Source organism: Ditibartonella choladocola, assembly GCF_002007565.1.
Classification (GTDB): domain Bacteria; phylum Pseudomonadota; class Alphaproteobacteria; order Rhizobiales; family Rhizobiaceae; genus Bartonella; species Bartonella choladocola.
This window is the reverse complement of record NZ_CP015625.1, coordinates 225,344-238,137: the sequence shown is the minus strand read 5'-3', so window position 1 is coordinate 238,137 and position 12,794 is coordinate 225,344. Positions and strand designations below refer to the sequence as shown.

The 12,794-nt window shown below is 45.5% G+C and carries 15 protein-coding genes and 1 pseudogene; 6 read left to right on the top strand and 10 right to left on the bottom strand.

The features are described 5' to 3' along the window. Positions 1-141 precede the first annotated feature (141 nt). Positions 142-714: an HdeD family acid-resistance protein gene (locus BBC0122_RS01120; RefSeq protein ID WP_077990497.1), complete on the top strand. Its 573-nt coding sequence runs from the start codon at positions 142-144 to the stop codon at positions 712-714. Positions 715-766: 52 nt separating this feature from the next. Here BBC0122_RS01120 and BBC0122_RS01115 read toward each other — a convergent pair. Beyond that, positions 767-1,042: pseudogene (locus BBC0122_RS01115) on the bottom strand (septal ring lytic transglycosylase RlpA family protein); the annotation flags it as partial. Positions 1,043-1,335: 293 nt separating this feature from the next. Between BBC0122_RS01115 and BBC0122_RS01110 the strand changes: the two are divergent. Further along, the gene (locus BBC0122_RS01110) at positions 1,336-1,719 is read left to right on the top strand and encodes a YbaN family protein (RefSeq protein WP_077990493.1); all 384 of its coding nucleotides are present in this window, start codon (positions 1,336-1,338) and stop codon (positions 1,717-1,719) included. Between the two features lie 340 nt (positions 1,720-2,059). On the opposite strand, the gene BBC0122_RS01105 is transcribed toward BBC0122_RS01110, so the two are convergent. Beyond that, positions 2,060-2,680, bottom strand: a complete 621-nt coding sequence (locus BBC0122_RS01105) for a L,D-transpeptidase (RefSeq protein ID WP_077990492.1) — start codon at positions 2,678-2,680, stop codon at positions 2,060-2,062. A gap of 553 nt (positions 2,681-3,233) precedes the next feature. On the opposite strand from BBC0122_RS01105, the gene BBC0122_RS01100 reads away from it, so the two are divergent. Next, positions 3,234-3,545: a hypothetical protein gene (locus BBC0122_RS01100; RefSeq protein ID WP_077990491.1), complete on the top strand. Its 312-nt coding sequence runs from the start codon at positions 3,234-3,236 to the stop codon at positions 3,543-3,545. Positions 3,546-3,587: 42 nt separating this feature from the next. Here the strand turns inward: BBC0122_RS01100 and BBC0122_RS01095 are convergent, their stop codons facing one another. The 5 genes from BBC0122_RS01095 to BBC0122_RS01075 are packed head-to-tail and all read right to left on the bottom strand — an operon-like array spanning position 3,588 to position 7,925. Continuing rightward, positions 3,588-4,364 carry a glycosyltransferase family 25 protein gene (locus tag BBC0122_RS01095; protein ID WP_077990489.1) on the bottom strand — a complete coding sequence of 259 codons (777 nt, stop codon included), beginning with the start codon at positions 4,362-4,364 and terminating at the stop codon, positions 3,588-3,590. A gap of 60 nt (positions 4,365-4,424) precedes the next feature. Next, the gene (locus BBC0122_RS01090) at positions 4,425-5,333 is read right to left on the bottom strand and encodes a metal ABC transporter permease (protein ID WP_077990487.1); all 909 of its coding nucleotides are present in this window, start codon (positions 5,331-5,333) and stop codon (positions 4,425-4,427) included. Beyond that, the gene (locus BBC0122_RS01085) at positions 5,330-6,181 is read right to left on the bottom strand and encodes a metal ABC transporter permease (RefSeq protein ID WP_077990485.1); all 852 of its coding nucleotides are present in this window, start codon (positions 6,179-6,181) and stop codon (positions 5,330-5,332) included. The genes BBC0122_RS01090 and BBC0122_RS01085 overlap by 4 nt, the downstream gene beginning before the upstream one ends. Positions 6,182-6,186: 5 nt before the next feature. Further along, complete coding sequence (locus BBC0122_RS01080) at positions 6,187-7,008, bottom strand: manganese/iron ABC transporter ATP-binding protein (RefSeq protein WP_077990483.1); 822 nt, start codon at positions 7,006-7,008, stop codon at positions 6,187-6,189. Continuing rightward, positions 7,005-7,925, bottom strand: coding sequence for a metal ABC transporter substrate-binding protein (locus BBC0122_RS01075; protein WP_077994392.1), 921 nt, complete (start codon positions 7,923-7,925; stop codon positions 7,005-7,007). The genes BBC0122_RS01080 and BBC0122_RS01075 overlap by 4 nt, the downstream gene beginning before the upstream one ends. A 159-nt stretch (positions 7,926-8,084) precedes the next feature. On the opposite strand from BBC0122_RS01075, the gene BBC0122_RS01070 reads away from it, so the two are divergent. Then, positions 8,085-8,603 carry a Fur family transcriptional regulator gene (locus BBC0122_RS01070; protein WP_077990482.1) on the top strand — a complete coding sequence of 173 codons (519 nt, stop codon included), beginning with the start codon at positions 8,085-8,087 and terminating at the stop codon, positions 8,601-8,603. On the opposite strand, the gene BBC0122_RS01065 is transcribed toward BBC0122_RS01070, so the two are convergent. The 3 genes from BBC0122_RS01065 to upp all read right to left on the bottom strand — a co-directional run bounded on the left by BBC0122_RS01065 (position 8,604) and on the right by upp (position 10,160). Then, complete coding sequence (locus tag BBC0122_RS01065) at positions 8,604-8,876, bottom strand: PepSY domain-containing protein (RefSeq protein WP_077990480.1); 273 nt, start codon at positions 8,874-8,876, stop codon at positions 8,604-8,606. 356 nt (positions 8,877-9,232) lie between these two features. Then, positions 9,233-9,364, bottom strand: coding sequence for a hypothetical protein (locus tag BBC0122_RS13280; RefSeq protein ID WP_257788080.1), 132 nt, complete (start codon positions 9,362-9,364; stop codon positions 9,233-9,235). A gap of 169 nt (positions 9,365-9,533) precedes the next feature. Beyond that, complete coding sequence (upp, locus tag BBC0122_RS01060; RefSeq protein ID WP_077990479.1) at positions 9,534-10,160, bottom strand: uracil phosphoribosyltransferase; 627 nt, start codon at positions 10,158-10,160, stop codon at positions 9,534-9,536. Between the two features lie 162 nt (positions 10,161-10,322). Here upp and ubiE point away from each other — a divergent pair, with 162 nt between their 5' ends. Both ubiE and ubiB read left to right on the top strand, forming a co-directional pair. Then, complete coding sequence (ubiE, locus tag BBC0122_RS01055) at positions 10,323-11,105, top strand: bifunctional demethylmenaquinone methyltransferase/2-methoxy-6-polyprenyl-1,4-benzoquinol methylase UbiE (RefSeq protein WP_077990478.1); 783 nt, start codon at positions 10,323-10,325, stop codon at positions 11,103-11,105. Continuing rightward, positions 11,106-12,686, top strand: coding sequence for a 2-polyprenylphenol 6-hydroxylase (gene ubiB / locus BBC0122_RS01050; protein ID WP_077990476.1), 1,581 nt, complete (start codon positions 11,106-11,108; stop codon positions 12,684-12,686). It begins immediately after the preceding gene. Positions 12,687-12,794 lie beyond the last annotated feature (108 nt).

Sequence of the window (12,794 nt, the reverse complement as noted above, 5' to 3'; positions counted from 1 at the left end):
TGATGAACCTTCTTTTTTTCTATGTTATTTCTTTTTATATTCTATGATAACGGTAACGCGAAAATGGTATTGCCCATGTCAAATAGCAATGCCATAAAACGCATTCTTCTGAAACAGTCATTTTGAAAAGGAAAAACCGTCGTGAGTTCAAATAATTGGAATCCCCTGGATGGTGCAAGCGAGCTATCGGCGAAGTGGGGGTGGTTTTTGGTTCTTGGAATTATCCTGCTGCTTGTCGGCATTGTTGCAGCATTTACTTTGCCATTCGCAACAGAAGCCGTCGCTATCTATATCGGACTTATGATGCTGGTGGGTGGTATTGTGCAGCTCATTCATGCATTCGGCGTTAAAAGCTGGGGACGTTTTTTCTACTGGCTGCTCGCAGGTATTCTTTATACGTTCGGTGGCATTGTCTGCCTTATCCAGCCAATTCTGGCGGCTGCCGTGTTTACATTCCTGCTCGGCTTCCTGCTTGTTGTAGCCGGTGTTATCCGTGTTGTTATCGGCTTCCAGAGCCGCGAACTCAAAGGCCATGGGTGGATTATTGCAGCCGGTATTATTACCGCTATTGCCGGTCTCGTTATCACAACCGGTTGGCCTGCCAACACACTTTGGGTTCTCGGCCTGTTTCTGTCGATCGACCTTATCTTTCAGGGCTGGGGCTGGATCGGTTTTGCAATCGGCTTGCGGTCACTCAAAAATTTTGGCAAATAATATGCCAAAATAAAAGGGGGAAGACAGTGCTTCCCCTTTTTCTCTATTGCTTTCAGCTTAACCGTTCATAACAAACATTGGTTAACCCGTTTTGGACAAAACCGAGTTGATTGGCTGCCCCTTTGGACAAATCCAGAATCCGACCGGCAATAAATGGGCCGCGATCATTGATACGCACAATAATCGATTTTCCATTGAACTTGTTGGTCACTCTGATTTTGCTTCCAAGCGGTAATGTCTTATGCGCGGCTGTCATAGCGAAGGGATTCATCTTTTCGCCTGAAGCTGTTTTGGAATGCAATGCATACCAGGATGCACCACCGCATTGCCCACCATGATTGATATGACCATGACTGAGCGCCGCGTTACCAAAACTGGAAAAACAGACAACAAAAATTGCTGTCAGGAACGATAGAAGTCTTTTTTTATCGGTCAAAAAACACATATCCTGCTAACCGGTTAGAGTTTCGGGGGATTAAGCGAATGAGGTTTCTTAACCGATGGTTGTGTTGTTCACATGGCTGTGAAAAGGCATTTTTGCCATTATTATCAATTATTTGCCCTATTTTTGGACAAATTATTGTACAACTATGAGTTTTTAAAAAGTGTAGATATCAGACGATGAAAGAGTTCAATACTCCTGCACCATTGCGTATAGTTTATCTGGTTATAGGCTGTCTTATGGTCGTTCTGGGCATTATCGGAGCTGTTTTGCCCATTATGCCGACGGTGCCGTTTTTGCTTGTCGCATCCTGGTGTTTCGCAAGGTCATCTCCGCGTTTTCACAATTGGCTTCATCATCATAAAATTTTCGGCCCTCCTATCAAGCAATGGGAAGAACGCGGGGTCATATCGCCTTTTATCAAATTTCTGGCCGTCGGAGGGATGGCTATAGGATTTTGCTCGTTTATGTTGATAGCACAGCCGGTTCTATGGCTGGCGCTCGCAACAATTTGCATTTTGATTGTGATTTCGATTTATATCCTGACGCGGCCGTCCCGTTAAAGAGCGTGCCGCCCCTGACGATTGAAAATAATTCGACCATTGCTTGAGCGGAATATATGAATGACCGGAATAACTGAATGACCCGAATATGCCGTTGAGACCGGCATTTAGCGAAAGAATTGAGCGGATTTTATCTGTCTTTTCTGTTGCATCGACTTGAAAAAACCTGACAAGTGATAAAAGTCGGGAACTTCCCTTTCTTGAACAAGCCAAAAATAATGCAGCCGGAAAACAATATTGAAAAATAAAAAGCGCGGAGAAAATCCGCGCTTCAATAAAGGGGAAAACTTTGTTCCCTATTTAACGAGCGTAACCCCGATTATTTTACGATAACCCCCGATTATTTTACGATAACCTTTGCGCCGACTTCCGCACGATTATAAAGATCTATAATATCCTGATTGATAAGGCGGATGCATCCGGATGACACATTGGTACCAATCGTCCACCATTCAGGCGTGCCATGCAGTCTGAACATGCTGTCCTTGCCATCTTTATAAAGATAGAGCGCACGCGCACCAAGCGGGTTTTGCAAGCCCGGTTTCATTCCACCGGCAAATTCTTTCAATTCCGGCTGGCGTACCAACATACGCTGTGGCGGAACCCAGGCTGGCCATTCCGCCTTACGTCCAATTGTTGCATTCCCCGTCCAACGGAATCCGTCACGCCCCACGCCAATGCCATAACGCATGGCCTTGCCATCCGGCATGATGTAATAAAGGTGCTTGTTGGCAGTATCAATAATAATTGTTCCCGGCTTTTCATCTGTCGGATAGGCTACAATCTGCCGGCGAAATTCCGGTTTGATCTCGTTTGCCTTGATTGCGGGAATAATAAATCCGCCATCATTGACCTGAGAATAGGCCGCAAGCGTCGATGACGAGCCTCCCGTGGTTGTACAACCGGCAAGTGTTGCACTAGCCAAAAGGCTGGCAGCAACCAGAATAGTTTTTACGCGCATATTCCCCTCTTCATTGTTTCAATCGAGATTGTTTCAATCAAGGCAGTTAAAACGAATCAGCTTCGTGTAACCCAATTAAATACGTGATAATTAACAGAATGTTAACCTTATACAGTTTCCGTGATTTCGATTAAAAAATTTTTTACATCAAAATTCCAGCCGGAAAATACCCGCATAGAAATCGCAGCCGGTTTTTCCCAAAAAACACCTTTAACGGAACAGGCTTTTTGAAGTTCTATAATAACTCGACTAATCACAGAAACCTGAAAAGAAATCCCGTATGAATTGGCTGTTCACCGAACTATAGGCACGTTTACGGGCTATAAGTTACTTTAAAAAGTAATGAAAAAATAAATCACCGGTTGAGAACTTCAAAGTCGACAATTCCCCATATTCAATTCCGGATTTAAATTGTTGTTTTCGGCATAAGGATTTTTTTATTGCTGATCTCGTATTTGTGATTCAACAAAACTTGTTTTTATTAGGAGAAAACGCCTTTAGACCTTAACATCCTTATCAGGATATTGATGGAAATTGTTGCGAAGGTTCCAGATTGCCATTTTGGCTCTTGGTTATCATTAAGCCAAATGGTGAATTTTCATCCGGCAAAATGGTGAACGATCAGGCGGTTGATGAATATGAAATAGCGGGTGTTGTAATCAGGTGGCAAGAATTGGAGATTGCCAGATATTTTTCAAGAAAAGAAAAAGGCCGCGCGGGAGGAGATGCGCAGCCTTTGATTCCGAATGCAGCTATGGGAGGAGGAGGTGCTGCATTCAACTTGCTGGATTTGGGAGGAGGAGTAATCCAGCAAGAGGAAAGATATTGCATGAGACCCCAAACAACAACCCACAATTATGCATAGCTGATATGCATTTAAAAAACCTTTGTTTTCAAAAAGTTACGATTAACGAAACGGGACAATGCCCCAATAAAAGCCGCGAAATGTTTTCAAAAACCAGGGTTTCACGTACCGTTTTTTTAAACGATTTAACTCACGCCGTATTCTTTGCGAGATCGGGCGCTTCACTCGTTTAACAGATTTGACCTTCTTTCGATCTGCAAGAATCGTGCTGGAAAGCCCGATCTGGATAGCGATAGCCGGAAACATCTGCTCGATATTGAGGGAACGGCAAACGCCGCATTCCGGATTATACATGATTTCATCAATCGGTGCCGTGACAAGTTTGATTTCGTCATATAGCCGTCTGGCGCAAGCTTTCGACATGATGTAACCACCGGAACAATAATGTTTGCTAACAAGTCGTCCCAATTTGTAATGGTCGGCAAGTTCGGTGTCGAATTTTTTTAAAACACAAACGATTCGTGCGGTATCTAGTTTAACAATGTCACACCCTTCAGGCACCCAATCATAGTTTTTCAAAAACAAATGGGCATGGGGCGAAAGTTTTATGTCATCCTCGAACACGGCTCCATAGAGATCATCTCCTTCGGCAATCAACCGCCAGCATTCAAGATGACTGAGAAAACAGCCGACTTCCGCTCTTGCCAGTTTTTTAGGCCAATTGCGAACGCGTGTCAGCTCCTCGAATTGCTCATCAGACAAAGAACGGCCATCAACAGCTTTGACGCGGATAAAATCGAGGCCTTCTTTGGTAAATACGCTTCTTATATGGGTTAACCTCTCTTCAGAGCGATCAAGATTAATCACATAGCATTTCATAGAGCTTAGGCCTCGGTGACAAATTACGCCTCAGCTTCTATCATTAAACGGGGTCAACACTCAAGTTGCTGATGAACGGATATGTGCTGCAATTGATATAAAGCCGAACGCAACGATAAAAAGAACGGTCATTATCAATACAATTGTCGATGCCGCATCAGAACCGATAAACGCGCTTGAATAAACGCCGAGAAAGCTGCTTATAACCGCAATGGCGATCGCGATAACAATCATTAATGAGAAACGTTTTGTTACAAGATAGGCAATGGCACCAGGCGCAATGAGCAATGAAATAGCCAATATTATCCCGACGGCTTTCAATGCCGCAACGATTGTCAGCGAAATCATTGTCAATAAAGCATAATGCAAAAACCGTTCATTGAGCCCTACAGCTTTTGCCTGAATGGGATCAAACGTAAAAAGCAGAAAATCGCGCCATTTTGCACCAAGGGTAACGGCCACCAAAACCGAGATGAAGAGAGTTTCAAAAATATCAATCCGGTTTACGCCCAATAAATGGCCAAACAGAATGTGATTGAGATGAAGTTCGCTTTCTATACTGGTTGCCAGAACAAGTCCCAAACCGAACATTGAAGAAAACACAACCCCCATGACCGTGTCTTGCTTGATGCGGCTATTTGCCCCCAAAAAACCGGTGAGAACCGCACATACCATGCCAGCCAGAAATGCACCGAAGGCCATCATTGCCATGGTCACATCGGACCGGTTGATTGCCTCGGCACCGATAAAGGGGATAAGCCCCAAAACAAATAGTGCTGCCGGCGTCATCATATAACCGGCGACGACACCCGGAAAAACGGCGTGCGAGATTGCATCCCCCAAAAGCGACCAACCTTTCAAAATCAAAAAACAGGATAGCATTGCCATCGGCACGCCAACAATCATTGTAATCAGCATTCCCCGGATCATGAAAGGAAATTGGAAGGGAAACAAAAGCGTATCTATCATGATTGTACTTTCCGTGCACGCAGCCGTGCCGCAATGAAACCGTGTTTGGGCGCAAAGATAAAACTCAAAGCAAATAATAGTGCCTGCAACAATACAATCACGCCGCCGGTCTGGGCGTGGATCAGATAACTTAAATAAACGCCGACTACACTTGTGAGAATGCCGATCAGGACCGAAAGAACAATCAAACGCTGGAAACGATCGGTTATCAGATAAGCGGTTGCACCCGGTGTGACGACAAGACTGATAACCAGAAAAGCACCCACTGTCTGCATGGCCGCCACTGTTGAAGCCGCAAGCAACGCAAAAAACAGAATTTTCAATCCCTTGGTGTTTATTCCGATTGAACGGGCATGATTTTCGTCAAAGAAAGTCACCATCATATCTTTCCATTTAATGAAAAGTATAACGAGCGAGACAACGCCGATCAGAGCAAGCTGGAAAATATCTGCGGGGCTCACCGCCAGAATATTACCAAGTACAATCGTGTCGATGCTGACAGCCATCGGCCTCAATGATTTCATAAACAATCCGAGCGCAAAAAAGGACGAAAAAATAAGGCCTATGATGGTGTCTTCTTTCAATTTCGTCCGCTCGTTGAAAAACAACATGGCAGAGGCGGCGAGGCCTCCCGAAAAAAAAGCGCCTAGCGAAAAAGGCAGCCCCAACATATAGGCTCCCGCAACACCGGGCACAATCGAATGGGAAAGCGCATCGCCGATCAGCGACCAGCCTTTGAGCATCAAAAATGCCGACAGGAATGCGCAAACACAACCAACCAATGCGGAAACCCACATTGCATTTATCATGAAATCATAAGAAAACGGTTCGACAAGCCAGTCTATCATCACAGTCACTTTTTCTGTCGGGGATAAAGAATAAGCGGGCTTTCATCATCGCTGACAACGTCTGCGCCATTGGTCATATCCGAAGGTTTAACCATATGGTGACGCAACGCACCGCCAAAGGTCTCGGTGAGGTTTTCTTCGGTGAAAATTTCGGATGTCGGCCCATAACCCAGAACCGTCCCTTTTATCAAAACGGTGCGGTCGCAAAATTCGGGTACAGAACCAAGATTATGTGTGGAAACCAGCATAACCGCACCGCTTTTGCGCATTTCTTTAAGCAATGCGATAATCTGGTCTTCGGTTTTGACATCTACTCCGGTAAACGGTTCATCAAGCAAAATGACCTTTGCTTCCTGCGCTATAGCGCGCGCAAGAAAAACGCGCTTTTTTTGCCCACCGGACAATTCACCGATCTGGCGCTTGCGAAAGGAAAGCATATTTACCCGCTGTAATGCATCTGTCACGGCGGCATAATCGACATCTTTGGGCTGACGCAAAAAGTTCATGTGGCCATAACGGCCCATCATGACAACATCTTCGACAAGAACCGGAAAATTCCAATCGACATCTTCCGATTGCGGCACATAAGCGACAAGATTTTTCTTTAATGCATTGCGCACCGGCATATTGAAAATAGTAATGCTGCCGCGAGACAAACGCACAAATCCCATAATGGCTTTGAAAAGCGTCGACTTGCCGGAACCGTTGATACCGACCAATGCCGTAATAGAACCGGTCGGCGTCTCAAAGCTCGAATCGCGAAGGGCTGTATGGCCGTTACGGTAGGTCACTGTAATGTGCGACGCCGAAATCCCCACTGTGTTCATTTGGCTAGTCCTTTGGCAATGGTGGAGCTTGTGACTTTCAGAAGATCAATGTAAGTGGGAACAACGCCGTCAGCTTCGGAAAGCGAGTCAACGTAAAGCACGCCACCATATTTGGCACCGGTTTCACGGGCGACCTGTTTTGCCGGTGCATCCGAAATTGTGCTTTCCGAGAAAACAACCGGAATGTTATATTTGTTCACGGCATCAATAACATGTTTGACTTGTTGGGGCGTGCCTTGCTGATCGGCATTGATCGGCCACAGATAAAGCTCTTTCAAATTGAAATCACGGGCAAGATAGCTGAAGGCTCCTTCACTTGTCACCAACCAGCGCCGCTCTTCCGGCAAGCCTGAAAGTTCTTCCTTGATCGGATCAATCGTTGCCCTGATCTTGGCTTTGTATATTTCTGCATTTTGCTTGTAGGTTTCCGCATTCTGCGGATCATATTTGACAAATGCATCGCGGATATTGTCGACATAGATCAAAGCAGATGTGGGCGACATCCATGCATGGGGGTTCGGTTTACCGTTATACGGCCCTTCATTGATGCTCATAGGTTCGACGCCGGTTGAAACAACAACACCCGGAACATCGTGAATATTATCGAAAAATTTCTCGAACCATAATTCCAGATTCAATCCGTTCCACAAAATGAGATTGGCTCCTTGTGCCCGCATCAAATCTTGCGGTGTCGGCTGATATTCATGAATTTCTGCCCCCGGCTTGGTTATTGACTGAACCTCGGCTGCGTCACCGGCAACATTTTGTGCCATATCGGCAATAACCGTAAATGTCGTTACCGCCTTGAATTTTTGAGCGGCATGACCATCCACAATCGAAAAGAAACTCAAAGCCAGAACTGCGATTGCGGCTATGAATGTTTTGAGACCGACCTGTTGCAAAAAAGCAGGCTTCATTTCCAAAAATCCTCTCACTTGTTTTTTCTTATTGCAAATCATTTGCAATTTCTTTATTGCGTAACAGACCTTCTTAATAATTGCAACTGCAAACTATTTGCAAAAACGAGAAATGGATTTGTTCATTTTCAAGCCGACATTTGGCGATAAGGAGCGTTTATGTTGGATTACACACGACACATCCGACCGATCGTCGAGAAGACGAAAAATAAAAGTCCGGTGCGTGACATCGTTTATGACATATTGGAAAATTGCGGACTTCGTGTAACGCGCCAAAGATTGATTGTCGCGAAATATATTCTCGATAGAAAAACAAACCTGATAGATGCCAACAAGCTTCATCAAGATATTGTTTGTGCCGGTAATGATATTTCACTGGCAACAATCTACAACACCCTGCATCACTTTACCAAAGCCGGACTGGTAAGGCCCGTTGCGTCTTCAGGGCAAAAATCTTTCTTTATGGCAAATTGCCGTAACAGCAGTTTTTTTCACTATGAAAGCGGTGAAGTCATTGCGCTTTATGGTCACAATCCGGATGTGCAAAAGCTCCCTCTTCCACCCGAAGGTTATGAAGTAAGCCATATTGATATTGCCATCCATCTCGTCAAAAAAACCGGTATCCGGAACACGTCCGTAATACCGGTTACAAAATCCGACACTATTCACGCACGATAATCAATGGTCGATTTTTTGGCGCGTTATATTGCCCTGACGATCTATATAAAGCTTGAGGCGTTGATTGTTTTTGTCGATAACTTCCGCTTTCCAGCCTTCATGCTTTTCATCAAGTTCGTGAATTTTATAGCCGCTTTGCTCCAGTTTTGTGGTCAACGCCGACCAACTGATGCGTGCATTTTGTTCTGCAAAAGCAGAGCTTGCAAAACCGGAAAGGGCAATCGTCGCGGTAGCTGCTGCCAGTGCAATCATGCGCACAGTCTTCAATATCATCTCGTAATCCTCCATTTGTATTGTTGATCTGCCAAGCCACGAGAACCGTCAAAGTTTCTGTTACCCGTTTAATGCATATGGTTTTTATTATATTCGATACAAGAGCGACATCCGCTTCCGTTGCAAAGGTCCGGTTTTTCGGACGGCCAATCCGTCAAAATGCAATTTTTAATCAATGAACATTGCAAACATCTACCGGTTTTAGCGCAAATTTGTCTGTTCAAAACACCGCATGACCTTAACCGCGTTTAAAACCAAGGGAAACGGAAACGGCCAATCGCTTTCCCTCCCTTTCATCCACACTTCATAAATCCTTAAAAAACAAGCCCGAAAAATGGACGTTGGCCGGTCAATTTTTATTTGTCAGCCTTTGTTTCAAGCCCCACAAAACTTCCAATTACAAAATGGTCGATAACAAAACGGCCAATGACGAATGCCCAATCGGGTTTTATGGGTAAAAGCCGGTCACCTAGCTTTGCACCCCCCATAAATTTGCCTCAAAAAATTTCAAAGCAGAAAAAATCGGAAAGGCGAAAAATTAGCCGATCATGCCACCGGTTGGAGAACATAAAACAAGCAATTATTCCGCTCTATCCATGTTCCGGACACGCCGTTTTTTTAACTCATCCGTCTGAATTATTATAATTTTATGCGTTATTATTTTGTGCCAAACATACGGTCGCCTGCATCGCCCAAGCCGGGAAGAATGTAGGATGCCGGATCAAGCGCACGATCAACCGAGGCCGTAAAAATATCAACATCGGGATGGGCCTTTTGCAACTGTTTGATGCCCTGTTCAACACTTAATATGCACACAAACCTTATCTGTTTGGCACCGTGTTTTTTCAATTGGTCTATGGCTTTGACAGCAGAATTTCCTGTTGCAAGCATCGGATCGACCACAATAACCAGACGCTCGGAAATATCTTCGGGAGCTTTGAAATAATATTCGACAGCTTCAAGTGTATTATGATCGCGGTAAAGGCCGATATGACAAACGCGCGCAGAAGGCAAAAGATCAAGCATACCGAAAAGCAACCCCTCGCCTGCCCTCAAAATCGAGGCAAGAACGAGTTTCTTGCCCTTAAGCATCGGGGCTTCCATCTCTTCCATCGGCGTCTCGATGTGAACGGTTTCAAGCTCCAGATCGCGCGTGACTTCATAGCCGAGCAAAAATGCTGTTTCCCGCACAAGTTGGCGAAACTCAGCAGTCGATGTTTCTTTGCGGCGCATCATTGTCAATTTGTGTTGGACAAGAGGGTGGGAAACAATTGTTAAACCCATAGACTTTTCTCCTCATTACAGCATTCTATATGTCGTATAAAACCATTCATGTGGAATGAAAAGGGTGAAGCGCCCCCGGCTCTACTTTTTCGTCAGAACCCATTCCCTAAACGGACAAGTTAGGTTAGAAAAAAGTCGGAATAAATTTGAAAGGTCACAAATATGACTGCTGAGACAGAGCGCGTCGGCGCAAAAGGCGGGATGGAAGAAACATTCGGTTTCAAGAAAGTCGACGAATCGGAAAAACAGTCGATGGTCAACGGAGTTTTCCATTCTGTGGCCAAAAAATATGACATTATGAATGATGTCATGTCGGTAGGTATGCACCGTTTGTGGAAAGATGCATTTGTTGCATGGCTTCACCCTTCGCATCTCGACGGGTATAAAGTTCTCGATGTGGCCGGTGGTACAGGCGACATTGCGTTTCGTATTGTCGAAGCTTCCGGTCGCCATGCCCATGCAACGGTTCTTGACATCAACAGTTCCATGCTGGAAGTGGGGCGCGAAAGAGCAAAGAAAAACGGGCTCCTTCCTTATCTTGATTTTGTCGAGGCGAACGCCGAAAAACTCCCCTTTGAAGATAATACATTCGATGCTTATACAATTGCATTCGGTATCCGTAATGTTCCCCACATTGCCAAAGCACTGTCGGAAGCTTACCGCGTTTTGAAGCCGGGCGGTCGGTTTATGTGTCTGGAATTTTCGGAAGTACAAATGCCGATTCTTGACAAGCTTTACGACATCTGGTCGTTCCAGGGCATACCGCGCGTTGGACAAATGATTGCCGGTGACAAAGAATCTTATCGTTATCTTATCGAATCTATCCGCAAATTTCCCAAGCAGGAAGATTTTGCTGCAATGATACGGGCAGCCGGTTTTTCACATGTCAGCTACCGCAATCTGACCGGTGGCATTGCCGCAATGCACTCTGGCTGGAAGATCTGAATGTCGAAACTTACCGCATCCTTCCGTCTTATGCGTGTCGGATTCATTCTGGCACGTGAAGGTGTGTTAAGCGCACTTCCAAGCGATGGATTACCTGCTACACTTGCATTTTTCCATCGTTTCGCCGGCTGGTTTGCCAGAAAAAGAAGTAAAAAAACCAACCGCTCCGAAAATATGTCGCGGGCAATGAACAAGCTTGGCCCATCCTATATCAAGCTTGGCCAATTTCTTGCAACACGCCCTGATATTGTCGGATCGGAAGTTGCAAAAGACCTGTCGAGCCTTCAGGATCACGTCGATACCTTTCCGCATGAACAGGCTGTGGCACAAATCGAAGGTTCACTCGGCCGCAAGATAGATGATCTTTTTGTCGAATTCGGTCCGGCAATTGCGGCCGCCTCGATGGCGCAAGTTCACCCCGCAACCGTGCGCAATCCTGACGGGAGTCTGCGTAAAGTCGCAGTCAAGGTTATCCGCCCCGGCGTGAGACGACGATTCGCAAAAGATCTTGAGGGATTTTATCTGGCTGCGGAAATGCAGGAACGCTATGTTCCGGCGACACGACGGTTAAAACCGGTCAGCGTTGTCGACACGCTTGCACAAACCACTAAAATTGAAATGGATTTACGCCTTGAGGCGGCGGCACTCTCTGAAATTGCCGAAAATACCAGAAATGATAAAGGTTTTCGTGTTCCCGCAGTCGATTGGGAGCGCACAGGACGTGATGTTCTGACCATGGAATGGATTGACGGCATCAAAATGTCGGATATTGACGGGCTTAAAGCCGCCGGTTTCGATCTCGATGCACTTGCTGTCACGCTCATGCAATCCTTCCTGAAACACACATTGCGAGACGGTTTTTTCCACGCGGATATGCATCCGGGAAATCTCTTTGTCGATAAAGACGGTTGTATTGTCGCTGTCGATTTGGGCATTACCGGAAGGCTCGGCAAACAGGAAAAACGTTTTCTTGCCGAAATTTTATATGGCTTTATTACCCGCGATTACCGGCGTGTCGCCAATGTGCACTTTGAAGCCGGTTATGTGCCTCCCCATCAAAATATGGAAAGCTTTGCACAGGCCAATCGCGCCATAGGCGAACCGATCCACGGTCAATCGGCTGAAACAATTTCGATGGCCAAATTGTTGACCCTGCTTTTTGAAGTGACCGAACTTTTCGACATGCAAACACGGCCGGAACTCTTGCTGTTACAAAAAACCATGGTGGTTGTAGAAGGTGTTTCCCGTTCGCTTAATCCGCATTTCAACATGTGGAAAGCCGCCGAACCGGTTGTAAAAGAATGGATTACAAAAAATTTGGGGCCTATCGGCATGGCGAAAGACTTGACCGAGGGGGCGCAATCGCTCCTTACTTTTGCCCGTAGAACGCCAGAACTTGTCAGAAGCGTTGAACGCATCCAGAAAGGTGCTGATAAAATGGCGCAGGATGGACTTCATCTTGATGATGATACACTGAAGAGATTTGCCCTGATGCAGGCAAAACAAAACCGTTTTGGTCGCTATGCTATGGTTTTGATCGCTGTTTGTATGGTGATTATCACTTATAAGCTCGTCATTTGATGATAACAAATCTGGTCAACCCGACAAGTTTGTTATGTGGCTTTAAACCGTATTGCGGCTGGCGGCTTCCCGCTTGATCCAAAATAATGGATGGCGTTTAATGTCACA